Origin of the sequence: Photobacterium sp. GB-1 (assembly GCF_003026165.1) — a bacterium.
Classification (GTDB): Bacteria; Pseudomonadota; Gammaproteobacteria; order Enterobacterales; family Vibrionaceae; genus Photobacterium.
Genome location: NZ_PYOB01000008.1, coordinates 113,108 through 133,301, shown reverse-complemented (window position 1 = coordinate 133,301; position 20,194 = coordinate 113,108). Strand labels below are relative to the sequence as shown.

At 42.4% G+C, this 20,194-nt stretch carries 17 protein-coding genes and 2 tRNA genes; 3 read left to right on the top strand and 16 right to left on the bottom strand.

The genetic code is table 11. From position 1 onward, the window contains the following. Positions 1-69: 69 nt before the first annotated feature. The 3 genes from C9J45_RS10930 to C9J45_RS10920 form a co-directional block, all read right to left on the bottom strand. The gene (locus tag C9J45_RS10930) at positions 70-1,167 is read right to left on the bottom strand and encodes a glycerol dehydrogenase (protein WP_107207292.1); all 1,098 of its coding nucleotides are present in this window, start codon (positions 1,165-1,167) and stop codon (positions 70-72) included. Positions 1,168-1,354: 187 nt separating this feature from the next. After that, on the bottom strand, positions 1,355-1,858 hold the full coding sequence (locus tag C9J45_RS10925) for a GNAT family N-acetyltransferase (protein WP_107207291.1): 504 nt from the start codon (positions 1,856-1,858) through the stop codon (positions 1,355-1,357). After that, positions 1,848-2,369 (bottom strand): SCP2 domain-containing protein, encoded by a 522-nt coding sequence (locus C9J45_RS10920; protein ID WP_107292517.1) that lies wholly within the window; start codon positions 2,367-2,369, stop codon positions 1,848-1,850. The genes C9J45_RS10925 and C9J45_RS10920 overlap by 11 nt, the downstream gene beginning before the upstream one ends. 227 nt (positions 2,370-2,596) lie before the next feature. Here C9J45_RS10920 and C9J45_RS10915 point away from each other — a divergent pair, with 227 nt between their 5' ends. From C9J45_RS10915 to C9J45_RS10905, 3 genes are all read left to right on the top strand, one after another. After that, entirely contained in the window at positions 2,597-4,630 is a 2,034-nt protein-coding gene (locus C9J45_RS10915; RefSeq protein WP_199187067.1) for an EAL domain-containing protein, read from the top strand. Between the two features lie 148 nt (positions 4,631-4,778). Further along, positions 4,779-5,786 carry a peptidase U32 family protein gene (locus C9J45_RS10910; RefSeq protein ID WP_107207288.1) on the top strand — a complete coding sequence of 336 codons (1,008 nt, stop codon included), beginning with the start codon at positions 4,779-4,781 and terminating at the stop codon, positions 5,784-5,786. A gap of 10 nt (positions 5,787-5,796) precedes the next feature. Continuing rightward, positions 5,797-6,675, top strand: a complete 879-nt coding sequence (locus tag C9J45_RS10905; RefSeq protein ID WP_107207287.1) for a U32 family peptidase — start codon at positions 5,797-5,799, stop codon at positions 6,673-6,675. 39 nt (positions 6,676-6,714) lie between these two features. Here C9J45_RS10905 and nlpI read toward each other — a convergent pair whose 3' ends face one another. From nlpI to folP, 13 genes are all read right to left on the bottom strand, one after another. After that, positions 6,715-7,635, bottom strand: a complete 921-nt coding sequence (gene nlpI / locus C9J45_RS10900; RefSeq protein WP_107260496.1) for a lipoprotein NlpI — start codon at positions 7,633-7,635, stop codon at positions 6,715-6,717. A 131-nt stretch (positions 7,636-7,766) separates the two neighbouring features. After that, entirely contained in the window at positions 7,767-9,893 is a 2,127-nt protein-coding gene (gene pnp, locus C9J45_RS10895; RefSeq protein WP_369917577.1) for a polyribonucleotide nucleotidyltransferase, read from the bottom strand. Positions 9,894-10,280: 387 nt separating this feature from the next. Continuing rightward, positions 10,281-10,550, bottom strand: coding sequence for a 30S ribosomal protein S15 (gene rpsO, locus C9J45_RS10890; protein ID WP_005369538.1), 270 nt, complete (start codon positions 10,548-10,550; stop codon positions 10,281-10,283). Positions 10,551-10,747: 197 nt separating this feature from the next. Next, positions 10,748-11,698 carry a tRNA pseudouridine(55) synthase TruB gene (gene truB / locus C9J45_RS10885; protein WP_107207285.1) on the bottom strand — a complete coding sequence of 317 codons (951 nt, stop codon included), beginning with the start codon at positions 11,696-11,698 and terminating at the stop codon, positions 10,748-10,750. 2 nt (positions 11,699-11,700) lie between these two features. Continuing rightward, positions 11,701-12,099 carry a 30S ribosome-binding factor RbfA gene (gene rbfA, locus C9J45_RS10880; protein ID WP_105059538.1) on the bottom strand — a complete coding sequence of 133 codons (399 nt, stop codon included), beginning with the start codon at positions 12,097-12,099 and terminating at the stop codon, positions 11,701-11,703. A gap of 93 nt (positions 12,100-12,192) precedes the next feature. Next, positions 12,193-14,925: a translation initiation factor IF-2 gene (gene infB / locus C9J45_RS10875; RefSeq protein ID WP_107207284.1), complete on the bottom strand. Its 2,733-nt coding sequence runs from the start codon at positions 14,923-14,925 to the stop codon at positions 12,193-12,195. A 26-nt stretch (positions 14,926-14,951) separates the two neighbouring features. Further along, a complete protein-coding gene (nusA, locus tag C9J45_RS10870) occupies positions 14,952-16,439 on the bottom strand; it encodes a transcription termination factor NusA (RefSeq protein WP_107207283.1) in 1,488 nt (495 codons plus the stop codon). A gap of 22 nt (positions 16,440-16,461) precedes the next feature. Continuing rightward, positions 16,462-16,917: a ribosome maturation factor RimP gene (rimP, locus tag C9J45_RS10865; protein ID WP_005369547.1), complete on the bottom strand. Its 456-nt coding sequence runs from the start codon at positions 16,915-16,917 to the stop codon at positions 16,462-16,464. Between the two features lie 188 nt (positions 16,918-17,105). Continuing rightward, a tRNA-Met gene (locus C9J45_RS10860) sits at positions 17,106-17,182 on the bottom strand. A 56-nt stretch (positions 17,183-17,238) separates the two neighbouring features. Next, positions 17,239-17,323: transfer RNA gene (locus C9J45_RS10855), tRNA-Leu, on the bottom strand. Between the two features lie 11 nt (positions 17,324-17,334). Beyond that, the gene (secG, locus tag C9J45_RS10850) at positions 17,335-17,676 is read right to left on the bottom strand and encodes a preprotein translocase subunit SecG (protein WP_107207281.1); all 342 of its coding nucleotides are present in this window, start codon (positions 17,674-17,676) and stop codon (positions 17,335-17,337) included. A gap of 263 nt (positions 17,677-17,939) precedes the next feature. Next, the gene (gene glmM, locus C9J45_RS10845; protein WP_107207280.1) at positions 17,940-19,277 is read right to left on the bottom strand and encodes a phosphoglucosamine mutase; all 1,338 of its coding nucleotides are present in this window, start codon (positions 19,275-19,277) and stop codon (positions 17,940-17,942) included. A gap of 66 nt (positions 19,278-19,343) precedes the next feature. Next, a complete protein-coding gene (gene folP, locus C9J45_RS10840) occupies positions 19,344-20,177 on the bottom strand; it encodes a dihydropteroate synthase (protein ID WP_107207279.1) in 834 nt (277 codons plus the stop codon). Positions 20,178-20,194 lie beyond the last annotated feature (17 nt).

Below are 20,194 nucleotides of genomic sequence, written 5' to 3'. Positions count from 1 at the left end.
AAAGCTTACTCAAAACAGAGATAAAAAAATACCGGCTCTAGGCCGGTATTTCTCTCACATAAAATCAACTTAGTCGTGATAACGTTGTGCTAATTCATTGGCTGCAATCACCGCTTGGTACACTTGCTCTGCACTCACAGCAACAGGCATATTACTCATTGAGCCGCTTGGTGAACAGGCAAGATCAACAATCTGACGCCAATCATCTTCAACCCATTCATTAATACCAAAATCAGCCAATGTCAGTGGTAACCCTGCCATTTTTATCACGTAAATTACATTCTCTATTTCTTCAATATCGGCTTCCTCTAGTACTAATTGTACTAATAGACCAAATGCTACTTTTTCACCATGTTGAATATAATTAAACTTCTCAAGTGATGACATGCCATTACAAATCGCATGTGCACACGCAATGCCGCCTGATTCTGCCGCCACACCGCTTAAATACACAATGGCTTCTACCATTTCTTCTAAGGCCGGTGTAACTTCCTGACGGCGTACAGCTTCCATCGCCATTTCAACGTTATCGACAATCAACTCATAACACATAAGAGCCATACCGAGTCCGGTACGTGACACACGTTTTTGTACTAGATTAAGTCCAGCAGCGTAACAACAAGCACGCGTTTCAAAAAAGGTTGCTATCGCATCACCAATACCCGCGGCAAAATATTTTTCCGGCGCTTGAGCAATAATACGAGTATCTGCTAATACCACATCAGGGTTTTGCGGCAATAACAAATAACGATCAAATTCACCACTATCTTTATAAATAACAGACACCGCGGTACAAGGTGCATCACTTGAGGCTATTGTTGGGAAGATCACCACTGATGCATTGCTATAATGCGCAACGGCTTTCGCCACATCCATGGTTTTACCACCACCAATACCAACAACAACATTGGCATTTTGTGTTGTGGCTATCTTACGTAAACGTTCAATTTCATTATCAGTACATTCATACTGAAATTTCTCGCAATATGCCTTGATCCCCGCGAGTTCTAAACAAGGCAACGCTTCTTGTTGAACACGATCTAAAATGAAATCATCACAAATCAATAAGGCATTATTGCCAAAGTCTTTTATAAAAACATCAAGTTGAGAAAGTAAATCTTGACCAATAATGAATTTTTTTGGCGATGTGATGCTGCGAGGGATCATCGGTGACAGTCCTAATTATATTTATATAAATAACAAACTATCACGATGTAGTAATTAGCTATATGTAGAAATTAGATATCTTACTTCTCAATACTAATGATTTTTCAATATAAAAAGCACAGCGTAGTATCGCTGTGCTTTCATTGTCAGACATTAAAGCATTAATCAATAAATACGTACGATGTATTTATTGTGCGTTGAATTCGTTACAGTATTCAACTTTACCTTGATATTGTGCGACGGATTCAGGAAAAACTTCATAAACCATAAACGTATTTTCTGTATCAGGCAAAGTAGCAGTAAGTTGATGATCAACGGCTTTTGTAAAACCCGCTTTTTCATAATATTCAGAATTTCCCACCGCCACTATAACGGGATAATCAAAATCAGCGAGTACACTTTTTGCTTCTTCAAGCAACGTCAAACCAATTCCCTGATTTTGGTAATCATCACGAACCGCTAAAGGCGCTAGGCCTTGCCAATTGGTGTCAACACCATCAACCGTTACAGGGCTAAAAAAGGCATAACCCACCACTTCACCTTCATCATTACACGCCACCAGCGATAGGGTTCGATTTCCATTTTCGCGTAACGCCATAACAAGTTTAGCTTCAGCATCAGTGGGAAATACGGCTTTTAATAGCGTATCAATCGTTAAGATATCAGCGGGAGCTTCGGATCTAATGAGCATTTAAGGCCTCTTGGGCAGCACTGCGATCATGCATACCTTGATGAATGAAATCGGCAGATTGCTGCAAAATAAATTTCACAGGAGCAGGTAAAGAATCAAGATCGATACTATCCATCAAGTTTTTAACTTCTAGCCCTAACTCAGTATCCCCTTCAATTCGAAGACGACGTTGGAAGAACAGTGTATCAGGATCTTCTTTCCGTGCAGCAATAAGTACTAAATCATTACACTCACCACTGAAACTCACATCTTCTTGTTCACAAGATTCCGCTACAACTAACTTTTCATTTTCGTAACTTATAAACCACTGTAAGCCTAAATCACGCACTTCAACTTTAAGCCAACGATCTTCTAAAAACTCAAAATCACCATCCTCTAGTGCCTCTTTGAAAACCATAGCTAAGCCATCCAACATCACTTTTTTCTGAAGCGAAAAAGGTGTCAGTTTGGCCGGTACACACAGTAATGAAGGACCATGTTGAACGAGTTGTTTTCGAAGTTGAGCAATCACTATGATTTATTCCTGTTTAAAATCGCACTTAGTCTTCGATTGTATGGCAAGAACGCTATTTCGTTTTATGCCTTGAGTCAAAAAAAATGCTTCTGTTTCAGCAAAGTTGATAATAATTTTCGCTATGTTGTACATATTCGAGTTAGAGTACATAGATAAATGAAAATACGATTGCCTACTATTCAGCAATGCACATATCCGCACAAATCATGGAGAATGGTGACGACATGCCAACAGAGCAACTAGATTATTGGTTTCCTTTGCTGACGGATAATAGCCCCTTCTTTTTTGCCATCCTTGATCGCCAACATAACTATCACTCGGTAAATAATCGCTTTAGTGAAGTTAGTGGTCTTGAGCGAGAAGAATTACTCGGCAATAACGACACCAATGTCTTCGGTCAACATTATTATCACTCCCTTAAACCTTACTATGAACGTGCATTTAATGGCGAAAGTATTGAGGCAGAAGTCGTGCTTAACGATAGCCGACATGAATCAAGTTTACACTTTAGTCTTGCTCCATTATTAGATAGCAACGGCACCGTACAACATATTATTCTACATTCCATTGATACCTCTGAACGCCAGATCCTGATCCATTCATTAGAAGAGACAGAACACCAGTTAACACAATTGAATAACTTGATCACTGAAGGCATTTGTTTAGTTGAAAATAACATTATTATTAATGCGAATGAACAAGCCGCGATCCAACTTGGTTGTCATTCAAAAAAAGAACTACTTGGTCGCCCACTGGATCAACTACTACACGATAATCAGAAACAACCTTGCACCAGTCATCGCTTAAAAAATAATGACAATAAAGAAACTATCACCTACTTCCCGATTATTCATAACGAACAGACTAAGCCTTTAAAGCTGACCATCTCTCCTGTGAAACAAATGGGGACTGAAGCGTTACTGGTGAAACTCGAAACCATTCAAGAAAAAGACAATAAGCGCCAACAAGGACAAATTGAACAACTAGTACAAATGGATCCATTAACTGGTTTGCTCAATCGTCACGGCTTTACTCGTCAATTAGACCAACTGATGAAAGCAGAAACGCCTGTCGTGATGCTCTATATTGATATTGATAACTTTAAAAATATCAATGATTCACTCGGTCACCACATTGGCGATAAAGTGCTGCAAGAAATTGCACAACGCTTACGTCGATTACTACCTGAAACCGCAATTTTGGGCTATTTAAGCGGTGATGAGTTTGCGATCCTATTACCAAACCCTGAGCATGAACGCACTGGCGAGATTATCTCAGAGCAAATCATAGCGCTGGTTAATCAACCGTTTGAGCTGCGTCACTTTAGAAAGCACTTAGCCTGCTCAATTGGAATGGTCACCTCCCCGGGGCATGGTAATGATGCACGCATGATGCTACAAAATGCCGATACCGCCATGTATGAAGCAAAACATCGAGGTCGAAATCGCTTAGTTGAATTCAATGATGCGATGAGCAAAGAAGCACGAATGCGTTTATGGCTGGAAATAGAGCTACAAAAAGCGCTGCAAAATAATGGCCTCGAAGTTTGGTATCAACCAAAAGTTAATGCCCGTGACTTTGCGATTGACGGCGCAGAAGCGTTAGTACGTTGGAAACACCCTGTCGAAGGCTATATTAGCCCTGCCCAATTTATTCCGGTCGCAGAAAGCTCTGGCTTAATTGAACAACTCGGCTGCGCAGTCATGCGTGAGGTCTTCACCACCGTCAGCCTGTGGAAAAAACGTAAATTGCTAACAGGACGAGTCGCGATTAACTTATCGCCGCAACAGTTTGGTAATTCAGGCTTAATAAACTTTGTTGATAAATTACGTTTATCAACAGATGTCAACCCTGCCGATATTACCTTTGAGCTGACAGAAAGTGCGGTAATGAGTGATGGTGAACATACCATCCAAATGCTCAATGCCATTAAGCAACTTGGCTTTGCACTGTCGATTGATGACTTTGGTACTGGGTATTCGTCACTCTCATATCTTGCGCGTTTTCCGTTAGATGAACTTAAAGTGGATCGCGCGTTTATTCAAGATATCGACACCATTCCTAAACAGGTAACCTTAATTGAAAACATCATCAACTTAGGTAAATCACTAAAAATGAGTGTGGTCGCCGAAGGGATTGAAACCCGTCAACAAGCCACACTGCTATCTAATTTAAATTGTGATTATATCCAAGGTTTCCACTTCTATCGTCCCATGCCAAAGCATGAATTAGAAGCCATTTTACTGCAAAACAAATGAGTCAAAAACACCACAAAAAAAAGGAGCAATAACGCTCCTTTTTATTAATAAAAACAACGAAAACCTGCCTAAAATCAAAGCGCCATAAGATAAAGAATTTTAGTATCAAAGGTCATAATTTTATTCAAAGACTGGATGATAAAAAATAATGGAGCTTCTCTGCCCCGCTGGTAACCTTCCAGCCTTAAAAACCGCAATTGATAATGGTGCAGATGCCGTTTATATCGGTTTCAAGGATGATACTAACGCCCGCCATTTTGCAGGTTTAAACTTTACAGGCCGTAAACTCGAAAAAGCCGTACAGTACGTAAAAGATCACGACCGTAAATTACATATTGCACTCAACACCTTTGCCCATCCCGATGGTTTCAACCGCTGGACAAAAGCGGTAGATAATGCAGCCGCTATGGGGGTTGATGCGCTGATTGTCGCGGATATTGCAGTGCTAGAGTACGCCGCTACAACGTATCCTGACTTAGAACTTCACCTATCAGTACAAGCTTCAGCAACTAACACTGCCGCGATTGATTTTTATAAACAAAATTTCAATATAAAGCGTGTTGTACTGCCTCGGGTTTTATCGATTCATCAAGTAAAACAACTGGCACGTAATACAGATATGGAGCTAGAAGTCTTTGCTTTTGGTAGCCTATGTATTATGTCTGAAGGGCGTTGCTACTTATCGTCTTACATGACCGGTGAATCCCCTAATACTGTAGGCGCTTGTTCACCAGCCAAATTTGTCCGTTGGCAAGAAACGCCACAAGGCTTAGAGTCTCGCTTAAACGAAGTACTGATTGACCGCTATGGCCATGGTGAAAACGCTGGCTACCCTACACTGTGTAAAGGTCGCTTTGATATCAACATTGACGGTGAGAACAAACGCTATCACGCCCTTGAAGAGCCAACGAGCCTCAATACTCTGGAGATTCTTCCTGAGCTATTTAAGGCCAATATCGCCTCAGTAAAAATTGAAGGTCGTCAGCGTAGCCCTGCTTATGTTGAACAGGTCACCCGCACATGGCGTGCAGCGATTGATCACTATTTAGCTAATCCAGAAGGCTACCAAGTAAATCCTGCTTGGAATGCATGTCTTGGTAATGTATCAGAAGGTAAACAAACCACACTCGGTGCTTATCACCGTAAATGGCAATAGGAGCCAAACCATGAAATATTCTCTTGGCCCATTACTTTACTTCTGGCCTAAAAATGATGTTGAAGCGTTTTACCAACAAGCAAAAAACAGCAATGTTGATATCATTTATTTAGGCGAAAGTGTATGTTCAAAACGCCGCGAGCTAAAGCCTGCACAATGGTTAGAGATCGCGAAAGATATTGCCGATAGTGGAAAACAAGTCGTGCTATCGACAATGGCGCTACTCGAAGCGCCAAGCGAAGTGAACATCATGAAAAAGTACATCGATAATGGTGATTTTATCATTGAAGCTAACGACGTCTCTGCGATTCAATTAGCCTCTGAAGCAAAAATTCCTTTTGTCGTTGGTCCTGCGGTTAACTGTTATAACGCCCAAACATTAAACCTGTTTTTAAAACAAGGCATGACCCGTTGGTGTATGCCGGTTGAGTTATCACGTGAATGGTTAAATAACACCTTAATTGAATGTGAAAAACTGGGCATTCGCAATCAATTTGAAACGGAAGTGTTTAGCTATGGCTATCTACCGTTAGCGTATTCTGCCCGTTGCTTTACCGCTCGCGCAGAAAATCGCGCCAAAGATGACTGTGAAACCTGCTGTATCAAGTATCCACAAGGGATCACAGTCAATAGCCAAGAAAACCAAAAAGTCTTTACCCTAAATGGTATTCAGACTCAATCAGGCTACTGCTATAACCTAATAAACGATCTTAAAGGTATGGCTGATATCGTTGATGTCGTGCGTTTAAGCCCACTGGGTCTTGATACATTATCTTTGGTTGATGATTTCCGAGCTAATGAACAAAGTGCAACTCGTCATCAACTAGAGGATAGCCATCAATGTAATGGTTATTGGCATAGCTTAGCTGGATTGAACATCAGCGAGTAATTACTTAAATAAAAAAAGCCGCTAATGCGGCTTTTCTTTTTATCCCCCAGGGACTACTGGGACGGTTTCTTCATTTTGTGTATCAGGGGATTGATCTTGATACGCAGAGTATAATCGACTGAGCTCCAGGAGCGACAACCGGTGTTCAATAAACTCATACACATTCCCCGCTAACGCCAATTTATAGAGCATTACCGCAGTAGAATAATCCTGATTGTTCTGATGTAGCTTACCGAGATAAAAATACGCTTCTGTTAAATGTTCAGCAAGTTGATCGTTATTTTCGCTCTGCTGTGCAATATCACTGAGTAATTCTCGCTCTGTAATTTGCCCTAAAAACAGACGTACCAATTGCCATCCCCACGCTTTTTTATCACTGGCATCATAGCGCTGTTTTAATTGAGCTTGCGCCTTCTCTGGGCTTAATTCAACATCATTAAGGTATAGCCAGATCACGCGATACGGATCATTATGATCCTGTTCGTAATGAGGCAAAAGATCTTGATTCGCTAATTCATAGCGCTCACCGTAGTACAGGGCAATACCGCGATTACGTTGAGCATAAAGATGGTTAGGCGCTAACTCTAAGGTAGAATCAAACGCTTCATAAGCCGCATCAAAATGTGCCATTTGGGTAAAATAGACCCCTAACACATTATATAAATCGGGTTGGTTCGGCTCTAAATTGAGGGATTTATTAAAATCTAATCGCGCTAAATCACGTAACCCTAAGCTGTCATTAACTAGCCCACGCTCGTAATATATTTTCGCTAATGTTGCCTGTGGAATATCGTCTCGCTGCAAAATTTGATCAATGCGAGCTAATTGAATTTGCTGCTGTAAAGTTGGTTGAAATGGAATAGCCATCGGTGGATGAGTCCACTTGGTTGGCATCGCCGAACAGCCTGTTAGCATCATCGCTACAGTCATAACGGCAAATGTAAAGCGAGTTGCTATCAAAGCGCTTCTCCCTAAGGCTTAATAATCACGATCCTATTGTATTACTCTACACCATAGAACACGGCATGATGTTTTTTAGATAACAAAAAGGGGCTAGATAGCCCCTTTATATCATGCTTTTAGCAAAAAACTTAGCCTTGAGGCTGTTCGTTTTGAGCTGGCGCTTCAGCAGCAGGTGTTTCAACTGCTTCTTTCATGCTTAGACGGATACGGCCTTGACGGTCGATTTCTAGCACTTTAACTTGAACTTCTTGACCCATTTGTAGGTAGTCAGACACTTTCTCTACACGATCTTGTGAGATTTGAGAAATGTGTACTAGACCTTCTTTAGTACCAATCACAGATACAAACGCACCGAAATCAACGATACGCATTACTTTACCTGTGTAGATACGACCTACTTCAACGTCAGCTGTGATTTCTTCGATACGACGGATTGCTTCTTTCGCAGCAGTACCTTCAGTCGCAGCGATCTTCACTGTGCCATCATCTTCGATCTCGATTGTAGTACCCGTTTCTTCAGTAAGTGCACGAATAACAGCACCACCTTTACCGATAACATCTTTGATCTTCTCAGGGTTGATCTTCATCGTATGGATACGAGGAGCGAACTGAGAGATATCTTCACGTGGAGTATTGATTGCGTTATCCATTACGCTAAGGATGTGCTTACGCGCGCCTTTAGCTTGGTTAAGAGCAATCTGCATGATCTCTTTAGTGATACCTTCGATCTTGATATCCATTTGAAGTGCAGTAATACCGTCATCAGTACCTGCTACTTTAAAGTCCATGTCACCTAGGTGATCTTCGTCACCAAGGATGTCAGAAAGAACAACGAAATCGTCGCCTTCTTTAACAAGACCCATTGCGATACCCGCAACAGACGCTTTAATTGGCACACCAGCGTCCATAAGAGCAAGAGACGTACCACATACAGAAGCCATTGAAGATGAACCGTTAGATTCAGTGATTTCTGATACTACACGTACTGTGTATGGGAATTCGTCTACAGATGGCATTACAGCAGCAATACCACGCTTAGCCAGTTTACCGTGACCAATTTCACGACGCTTAGGCGAACCTACAAAACCCGTCTCACCTACACAGTATGGAGGGAAGTTGTAGTGTAGTAGGAAGTGATCTTTCGTCTCACCAGTTAGACCATCAATGATCTGTGCGTCACGTTGTGTACCCAATGTTGCAGTAACAAGTGCCTGAGTTTCACCACGAGTAAATAGTGAAGAACCGTGAGTACGTGGAAGGACACCAGTACGTACGTCTAACGCACGAACCATGTCTTTTTCACGACCATCAATACGTGGGTTGCCCGCAATGATGCGACCACGTACAACTGTCTTCTCTAGATCGTGGAAGATAGTGTGGATTTCTTTTGTATTTGCTTCTGCATCTTCAGCAAGAATTGCATCGTTAACTTCACCAGCAATCTCATGAATGCGGTCGTAACGCGCCATTTTCTCAGTGATTTGGTAAGCATCAACAAGCTTAGCTTCAGCAAGCTCTGCGATCTTATTTTTAAGTGCAGTGTTCTCTTGAGGAGCAACCCAATCCCAAGCTGGCGTTGCCACTTCAGCAGCAAACTCGTTGATTGCATTGATAGCAACTTGTTGTTGGTCATGACCAAATACAACCGCTTGTAGCATTTGCTCTTCAGATAGACGGTCAGCTTCTGACTCAACCATTAGTACAGCATCTTTTGTACCAGCAACAACAAGATCTAGACGGCTTTCTTCTAGCTCAACATTGCTTGGGTTAAGTACGAATTGATCGTTGATGTAACCAACACGTGCCGCACCGATAGGACCATTAAATGGAATACCAGAAATAGCAAGTGCTGCAGATGTACCGATCATAGTTACGATGTCAGGGCTTACTGCAGGGTTAACAGAAACCACAGTAGCGATAACTTGAACTTCGTTTTTGAAATCGTCAGGGAATAGTGGGCGGATTGGACGGTCAATTAGACGTGCAGTCAGAGTTTCGCCTTCAGAAGGGCGACCTTCGCGCTTGAAGAAACCACCAGGAATTTTACCTGCAGCGTAAGTACGCTCTTGGTAGTTCACTGTTAGTGGGAAGAAGTCTTGGCCTTCTACTGCTGTTTTCTTACCAACAACAGAAACGAACACAGAAGTGTCGTCCATGCTAACCATTACTGCAGCCGTCGCTTGACGTGCCATAACACCAGTCTCTAGAGTAACCGTGTGGTTACCGTACTGGAAAGTCTTTACGATAGGATTCACGTGAATTTCCTTAAATATATTCCGCTTTCTATTTGCTTGCTAATTATAACTAAGACAAACAACAGCGTCATGTGATGATATTCACTTTCATGTAATTTCACGTATCGCGACTAAGGAAATATCTCATCATGATGAGGTATTTTATTAGCCGCGACCTAAAGGTCGACGAAAACGACTCGTGATACATAAAAATGGGATTAACTACAGCTTCTCTTTTTATCTATCATATTCCTGCCTTAGCATGCATACAACAAACATAAGATTAACTTCGGTACAGATAGTAGACGAAATTGAGGAAAATAACAGAAGGAAAAATATAAACTGCGGTATGTATTATCTTTTAAAACAAAAAGAAAGGAGCCATAAGGCTCCTTTCTAAAAGCAATCTTAGCGACGTAGGCCTAGACGCTTGATTAGGTCTTGGTAACGATCTAGGTTCTTACCTTTTAGGTAATCTAGAAGCTTACGACGACGAGAAACCATACGTAGCAGACCGCGACGGCTGTGGTGGTCGTGTTTGTGGTTAGCAAAGTGACCTTGAAGGTGGTTGATTTGCGCTGTTAAAAGTGCAACCTGAACTTCAGGAGAACCAGTATCATTTTCACATTGTGCGTATTCTGCAACGATTGCTGCTTTAGTTTCTGCATTCAGAGACATAACTCATTCCTAATACAAAGATGTTTTAATTTGTGCCGCCAATCTCTGATTCAGCCGGCACCCAAGCCGCGGATTATACTGATCGATATAGATAACTACAAGCGAATAATTAGTAACCACGACAATAATAAACAATAAATAGAAGTCTTCATTGCATTCTTTAAAAGCAAAGCAGTGAGTGGTTCTACCGTTGTCAATTAATCTTGCTGATGTTCATTCGCCATGACGCGTTTTGGCGCTAGCATACCTTTAAGATCGATAGTCCCCACACCAATAAACTCACGCTCAGAGCCGACAGAAATACGTACTAAGGTCCCTTTTGCAGGAACATTGTCAGCTTCTACCGGATTACCATTAAGCACATGCACCGCAACCTCAGCACTGATATTCACTTCAGGCAAATCTTGTACTGCGGTGTCGGTTGGTAGCAATAACGCATCCAGCACAGAGCCTGGTTCTATCTCATTGGCTTTTGCATCATCAAGCATCGCTTGTAACTGCTCAATAGTAACCATTCGCTCATACGGGAAGTTAGAAACCCCTGTACGACGCAACATGATAACGTGAGCACCACAACCAAGCATTTCGCCCAGATCATCAACGATAGTACGAATATAAGTACCTTTTGATACATGAAGTTCCATTTCAACTTCATTATTATCAAAACGCAGTAAATCAACAGAATAAACAGTAATTTTTCGTGATTCACGAGGAACCTCGACGCCTTCACGTGCATATTCGTATAATTTACGCCCTTTGTACTTCAGCGCAGAATACATTGATGGGATCTGATCTGTTGTACCACGGAACTTATCAATACACGCTTCGAGTTGCTCACGATTAACGTTCACATCACGTGTTTCAACTACTTCGCCATCAGAATCAGAAGTATCAGTACGTTCGCCCAGTTTTGCGATCACACGATAGCGTTTATCTGAATCTAACAAGAACTGAGAGAACTTTGTTGCTTCACCAAAACAGATGGGCAGCATACCCGTCGCCAAAGGATCAAGCGCACCAGTATGGCCCGCCTTTTGAGCAAAAAAGATACGTTTTACTTTCTGTAAGGTATCGTTTGAACTAATTCCCGTAGGCTTATCAACTAAAATGACACCATTAATTGGGCGACCTTTACGACGACGTGCCATGCTTATTCCTCGCCTTTCTCTTCGTCTTCATCACCACGACGATCTTCATCGTCACGTACCGCTTTCGATACTAGGTTTGAAATACGCATACCTTCTGTTAGAGACTGATCAAAAATAAAGTTCAGCTCAGGTGTTACACGTAAACGGATCTCTTTACCTAAGAGTGAACGAATGTAAGGCGCCATTTCACGTAATGCTTCTAGGCTACCTTCAGCGGTTTGCTCACCGATTGGGAAAAACGTCACATAGATTTTGGCGTAATTCATATCACGTGATACATCAACGCTTGAAATCGTTGTCATTGCGATCGCTGGATCTTTGATTTCACGCTGTAGAATTACAGCTAATTCTTTTTGTAGCTGCTGTGCTACACGTTGGGTACGGCTAAATTCTTTTGCCATTTTGTTGCTCTCTCTAAGAATAGGGCTCTTGAAAGAATGGGGAGCCGAAGCTCCCCATAATCATGTTGTTGAATCAGTTAGCGACGTTGATAATTAATCAAGAGTACGCTGAATTTCAACAATTTCGTAAACTTCGATCTGATCACCAACGCGAACATCATTGTAGTTCTTAACGCCGATACCACATTCGTAGCCGTTCTTAACTTCGTTAACGTCATCTTTAAAGCGACGTAGTGACTCAAGCTCACCTTCGTAGATTACTACGTTATCACGTAGAACACGGATAGGGTTGTTACGCTTGATAGTACCTTCAGTTACCAAACAACCAGCGATTGCGCCAATCTTAGGTGACTTAAATACGTCACGAACTTCAGCAAGACCAATGATCTCTTGCTTGAATTCAGGAGCAAGCATACCGCCCATTGCCGCTTTAACTTCGTCAATTAGCTGGTAAATGATTGAGTAGTAACGTAAGTCTAGGTTTTCATTTTCGATAGTACGACGCGCAGACGCATCAGCACGAACGTTGAAACCAAGCACGATAGCGTTAGAAGCTGCTGCAAGTACTGCGTCAGTTTCAGTAATACCACCAACACCAGAACCTACGATATTCACTTTAACTTCATCAGTAGAAAGTTTACGTAGAGAATCTGCGATAGCTTCTACAGAACCTTGAACGTCAGCCTTAAGCACAACGTTAAGCTCTGCAACTTCACCAGCTGTCATGTTAGAGAACATGTTCTCTAGTTTCGCTTTCTGCTGGCGAGCTAGTTTAACATCACGGAATTTACCTTGACGGTAAAGTGCAACTTCACGTGCTTTACGCTCGTCACGTACAACAGTCGCTTCGTCACCAGATGCTGGTACGCCTGAAAGACCTAAGATCTCTACAGGGATAGATGGACCCGCTTCTTCGATTTCTTGACCTAGTTCGTTACGCATCGCACGAACACGACCGTACTCTAAGCCACAAAGAACGATATCGCCCTTATGAAGCGTACCTTCTTGAACAAGAACAGTCGCTACAGGACCACGGCCTTTATCAAGACGTGATTCTACAACCACACCTTTAGCCATGCCTTCAGAGGCTGCTGTTAGTTCAAGTACTTCAGACTGAAGTAGAATAGCTTCTAGTAAGCCTTCGATGTTTGTACCCTGTTTCGCAGAGATGTGAACAAACATGTTCTCACCGCCCCACTCCTCAGGAATAACGTCGTATTGAGCAAGCTCGTTTTTAACGTTATCTGGGTTAGCATCTTCTTTATCGATCTTGTTTACCGCAACGATCAAAGGAACACCTGCCGCTTTCGCGTGCTGGATTGCTTCGATTGTTTGAGGCATCACACCATCGTCAGCTGCAACCACTAATACAACGATATCTGTCGCTTGAGCACCACGAGCACGCATAGCTGTAAACGCTGCGTGTCCAGGAGTATCAAGGAAAGTGATCATACCGTTGTCAGTTTCAACGTGGTATGCACCGATGTGCTGAGTAATACCACCGGCTTCGCCAGAAGCAACGTGCGCTTTACGGATGTAATCAAGTGTTGATGTTTTACCGTGGTCAACGTGCCCCATGATAGTTACAACAGGCGCGCGAGAAACTTTTGCTAGGTCATCTGCGTTACGATCAGAAAGCACTGACTCTTCAAGCTCGTTTTCTTTACGTAGAATAACTTTGTGACCCATTTCTTCAGCAACAAGTGCTGCTGTTTCTTGGTCGATAACTTGGTTGATAGTCGCCATAGCGCCCATCTTCATCATCACCTTGATAACTTCAACGCCTTTTACAGACATCTTGTTAGCAAGTTCAGAAACAACTATTGTTTCGCCAATAACAACGTCTTGCTTAGCAACTTGCGCTGTTTTGTCGAAGCCATGTTGCATTGAGCTTGGCTTGTTCATTTGAGGTTTACCGCGACCACGTTGGTTACGGCCACCACGGCCACCGCGCTCATCTTGCTTAGCAGCTGGCTTTTTCTTCTTACGACGGCGAGAAGTTTCTTCTTTGCGGTCTTGTTCATCTTCCGCAGCACGTGCGTAAGTTGATGTCGTTGTATGGTAATCAGATTTTTCCATACTTACGTTTTGATCAGGTTTTACCCCGTTCTTTTCATTCTGTTCTGCCATCTTGCGAGCCTCTTCTAGCTGGCGCTGACTTTCTTCTTCGGCTTTTCGCTTGGCTTCCTCTTCCAGACGACGCTGTAGTGCCTCAGCATCTAGTTTAGCCTGTTTGTCAGCAACAGCGCGTAAAGCTTTCTCTTCAGCTTTACGCTTTTCCTGTTTGGTACGATTCGCCTTTTCCTCTGCGTCTCGCTTTGCTTTTTCTTCCGCTTCTCGTTTTGCAGATTCTTCTGCTTTACTCTGCTCTTCTTTGGCACGCTTAGCTGCTACTTCAGCTTCACGTTTTGCAGCTTCTTCCGCTGCTTTTTTGGCAATAGCTTCCGCTTCACGTTTTGCGGCTTCTTCGGCTTCACGCTTCACAGCTTCTTCCGCTGCGCGTTGTTCCTCTTCCAAAGCTGAACGTTTTACGTAAGTGCGCTTTTTACGCACTTCAACTTGAACATTTTTGTTCTTGCCGCCGCTACCAGACACGCTCAGCGTACTGCGTGTCTTACGTTGCAAAGTAAGACGATTTGGAGCGCCGTCAGTATTGCTGTTACCTCCATGCTCTTTTTGGAGATGGTTAAGTAACGCCTGCTTTTCGGTTTGGCTTACATTTTCATCAGCTTTCTTAGCAATACCTGCCTCTGAGAGCTGTTGAAGTAAACGGTCAATTGGCGTACCAATTTCTTCCGCCAATGTTTTAACGGTAACCTCTGACATAATGCTCCTCCCTTGCTTTATATTGATTACGCTTCGTCGCTGAACCAGCAAATATTACGTGCAGCCATAATTAGCTCACCCGCTTTTGCATCGTCCACGCCTTCGATATCGGTCAAGTCATCAGTTCCCTGATCAGCAAGATCCTCAAGCGTACAAATACCTTTTGCTGCTAGTTTAAATGCTAACTCGCGCTCAAGGCCTTCAAGACCTAATAGGTCTTCAGCTGGCTCAGCACCGTCAAGCGATTCTTCTTTAGCAAGCGCAAGTGTCGTTAATGCAGCTTTTGCACGACTACGTAGTTGATCGATAGTCTCTTCATCAAGACCATCAACATCCATTAGCTCACTTACTGGAACGTAAGCAATTTCTTCTAATGTAGTGAAACCTTCTTCAACCAATACCGTTGCGAATTCTTCATCAATATCTAGGTGCTTAGTAAACACTTCAATTGACTCTTTCGCTTCTTCTTGGTGCTTCTTCTGAAGATCTTCAACCGTCATTACGTTTAGTTCCCAACCAGTAAGTTGAGAAGCCAGACGCACGTTCTGACCACTACGACCAATCGCTTGTGCTAAATTATCTTTCTGCACTGCGATATCCATCGTATGGTTATCTTCATCAACAATGATTGAATCAACTTCAGCCGGAGCCATCGCATTGATCACGTATTGCGCTGGATTCTCATCCCAAAGCACGATATCAATACGCTCGCCGCCAAGCTCACCAGAAACCGCTTGAACACGTGCACCACGCATACCAACACACGCACCCACTGGGTCAATACGTTTATCGTTAGTTTTTACTGCAATTTTTGCACGTGAACCAGGATCGCGAGCAGCACCCATTAGTTCAATAAGCTCTTCGCCCATTTCTGGCACTTCAATACGGAATAGCTCAGAAAGCATTTCTGGCTTAGAACGTGTCATGAATAACTGGAAGCCACGCGCTTCTGGCGCAACTTTGTATAGCAGACCACGTACACGGTCACCCGGACGGAAGTTTTCACGTGGAAGCTGATCATCACGCTGGATAACAGCTTCAGCATTATTACCAAGATCGATAATAACCGCATCACGGTTTACTTTTTTAACGATACCAGTGATTAACTCACCTTCATTATCGATAAATTGCTCAACAATTTGAGCGCGCTCAGCTTCACGTACTTTTTGTACGATAACTTGTTTTGCAGTTTGTGTCGTAATACGGTCAAACGTTACCGATTCAATATCATCTTCAACGTAATCGCCAGCAACAATTGTTGGATCTTCAAACTGTGCCGCTTCAAGAGTAATCTCAAGCGTTGGCTGAGTCACTTCTTCTACCGCTTTCCAGCGACGGAAAGTTTCAAACTCACCAGTTTTACGATCAATTGCAACACGTACATCAATTTCTGCTTCATGTTTCTTTTTCGTTGCCGTTGCAAGTGCGATTTCTAATGCTTCAAAAATACGCTCACGAGGAACAGCTTTTTCGTTGGATACCGCTTCTACGACAGCCAAGATTTCTTTGTTCATTTCTAATGCCCCAATTTAGCGGTTAGAATTTTGGAACCAGGTTGGCCTTAGAGATATTGCTCAGTGCAAAGGACTCTTCATTGCCATCTACTTTAAGTGTGATCAATTCGCCTTCAACTGCGACAATGTCACCTTTCCACTTACGACGGTTACCCATCGCCATTTTTAACACTATGTTAGCTTCGTGGCCAACAAACTGTTGATAATGTGCTGCTTTGAATAGTGGTCTTTCCAATCCAGGGGAAGATACTTCCAAGTTATAAGCAACAGTAATTGGATCTTCAACATCCATTACGGCACTTATTTGGCGACTAACTTCTGCGCAATCATCAACATTGATACCATTTTCATGGTCAATAAATACGCGAAGTGTGGAGTGCTCACCAGCACGAATGAACTCTAAACCTACCAGTTCATAGCCTAAAGCTAATACTGATGGTTCAAGCATTTCGGTTAATTGTGTCTCTAAAGCTGTCAAAACAACCCCCCTGGAAACAAAAAAAGGGCATAAAGCCCAGTAGATACCTGAATGGTCATGTTTCAGATAATAAAAAACCCCGAATTACGGGGTTTTTTATTACTGGACCCTGATTACCGAGACTCTATAAATCTGCCTCAGTAAGAAAACAAACATTCGTATTTAAGAATAGTTTATTTTCAGGAAAGTGGTTGCGGGGGCTGGATTTGAACCAACGACCTTCGGGTTATGAGCCCGACGAGCTACCAAGCTGCTCCACCCCGCGTCCAAATTCTAACGATTATATCGTTCGGGCGTTACTTTTTCAAGTAACCAGTATAATGGTGCCGAGAAGGGGACTTGAACCCCTACACCTTGCGGCACTAGCACCTCATGCTAGCGTGTCTACCAATTTCACCATCTCGGCTAAATCTTTAATTACTGAGGGATCTCATCAGTTGATGGCGCCTTCTCAGTTTTTGTTTTTTCAACAACAGGTTGTGTTGTCGCTGGTGCAGTTAGGTTATCCCAACTACTTTCCTCTGTTGCTTGTTTTGCACTCATGTTGCCAAGAACAAGGCTGATAACAAAGAAAATTGCAGCCAAAACTGTTGTCATTCGGGTTAAAAAGTTACCGGAACCGCTAGAGCCAAACAATGTGCCTGATGCTCCAGCCCCAAATGAGGCTCCCATATCTGCGCCTTTACCTTGCTGAACCAAAACTAGGCCAATTACACCAAGCGCGGCGACAAGATAAATCACAAGTAGAATTTCGTACATGGCTTCCACCTATGGTTAAATTGCTATGCCAGCTTTGCTCTAGGCAGGGCCAGCGCACTCCATCTTCCAAGGAGCGACTGAATACTAGCGAAACCCTATCGTAGTGACAAGTAATATTTGATGAAAAATGCTTTACACCACACCACTTGCACAACATTTAGCCAAAACGAAGTCGACATAAAAATATAGGCAGAGTATCACGCTACCCTGCCTTCTTGTTTGTGCGATAAAATTCGTAATTGAAATTTATCGCAAAATGCAAATTAACAGTTTTCTTTTACTGCTTTTGCAATATCAAGAGCATATTGCTGAACATCAGCCGCATCTTGCCCTTCAACCATAACACGAATTAATGGCTCAGTGCCTGACTTACGTAACAATACGCGACCATTATCACCTAACTTTTCTTCAACTAATTTAGTTGCAGTAATAACTTCATCAGACTTTAATGGATCAGAAGTCCCTTTGAAACGTACATTCTCAAGTACTTGAGGGAACATAACCATACCATCACAAAGTTCTTTTAAGCTCATCTTACTTGCAACGATTGATGCCATTACTTGAAGACCTGCAACAATACCATCGCCGGTTGTCACTTTATCAAGCAAAATGACATGACCAGAGTTCTCTGCACCAATCAACCAATCTTGCTTCTGCAGCTCTTCCATTACATAACGATCGCCTACTTTGGCGCGAACAAATGGAATGCCTAAATTCTTAAGAGCAACTTCCATGCCCATATTTGTCATTAATGTACCAACAACGCCCCCTTTTAGTTCGCCACGACGTAATGCATCACGAGCAATAATGTAGGCTATTTGGTCACCATCAACTTTATTACCTAACTCATCAACCATGATCACACGATCGCCATCACCATCCAATGCGATACCAAAGTCCGCTTTTTCTTCAAGTACCTTAGCCTGAAGCGCAGCAACATCCGTTGCTCCTACTTTATCGTTAATGTTCACACCATTAGGCTCACAACCGATAGCAATCACTTCGGCCCCTAACTCTGAAAATACTTTGGGTGCAATGTGATAAGTTGCACCATGAGCACAATCAACAACAACCTTAAAACCTTCAAGGCTTAAATGTGTTGGAAAAGTCCCTTTACAAAATTCAATGTAGCGTCCAGCTGCATCATCGATACGATAAGCTTTACCAAGCAATGCTGATTCAACACAGGTTAATGGTTTTTCCATTTCAGCTTCAATTGCAAGTTCAATATCATCCGGTAATTTAGTACCTTGAGCTGAAAAGAATTTAATACCATTATCATAATAAGGATTGTGAGAAGCGGAAATAACAATACCAGCTTCTGCTCGGAACGTACGAGTGAGATAAGCAACTGCTGGTGTTGGCATTGGTCCAGTGAATGCGGCCTTTAAACCAGCTGCAGCTAAGCCTGCTTCTAAAGCTGACTCCAACATATAGCCAGAGATACGGGTATCTTTACCAATTAAGACTTTTTTTGTCCCCGTTTGTGATAATACGCGGCCAGCAGCCCACCCTAACTTCATTACAAAGTCTGGTGTAATGGGTGCTTCACCGACTAAACCACGAATACCATCAGTACCAAAGAACTTACGTTCAGACATGTTTTGCTCCTAGCTATATTGAATACTTCAGTGACGAACAAATTAATGACACATCACAATTCACTTTTATTTCGATTGTTGCAGTACCATATTATAAATTTTCATGACTTCAGCTGTTTCTCTAGCATCATGAACTCGAATAATATGCGCACCTTTCATTGCTGCAATGGTAGCACAAGCTAAACTTCCCGCGAGACATTCAGCAGGTGGCTTACCTAATAAATTGAATATCATTGATTTACGAGACATCCCCGCTAATACAGGTAATCCGAATTGGTGAAATTGTTCAAATTTCGCTAACATTTGATAATTATGTTCAAGCGTTTTACCAAACCCAAAACCAGGATCTAGGATCAACTGCTGACGTGAAATTCCAACATTTTCACACGCTGAAATTCGCTCACTCAGAAAATCAGAAACATCCTGAATAAGATGATTATAATTCGGTTGGTGCTGCATTGTACGAGGCTGGCCTTGCATATGCATCAAGCAAATCGGCACATTGGCTTTTGCGGCAACCTCTAATGCATTAGGCTCTTGCAACGCACGTACATCATTAATCAGATCTGCCCCTGCATTTACCGCCTCTTTCATGACCTGAGCTTTACTGGTATCAATTGAAATCCAACAATCAAAACGTTGACGAATAGCTTCAATGATCGGTACCACGCGATCTAACTCTTCACTAAGTGCCACCTCTTTAGCACCAGGTCGCGTTGATTCACCACCGATATCAATAATGGATGTGCCAGCTTGCAGCATGCTTTCCACATGATTGAGCGCATAATCAATACGATTAAACTTTCCACCATCAGAAAATGAATCTGGCGTAACATTTAAAATTCCCATGACCTGTGGGGTAGATAGTTCTAAATTTTTATTACGACTGGTTAACTGCATCTGCTATTCCATTTTAT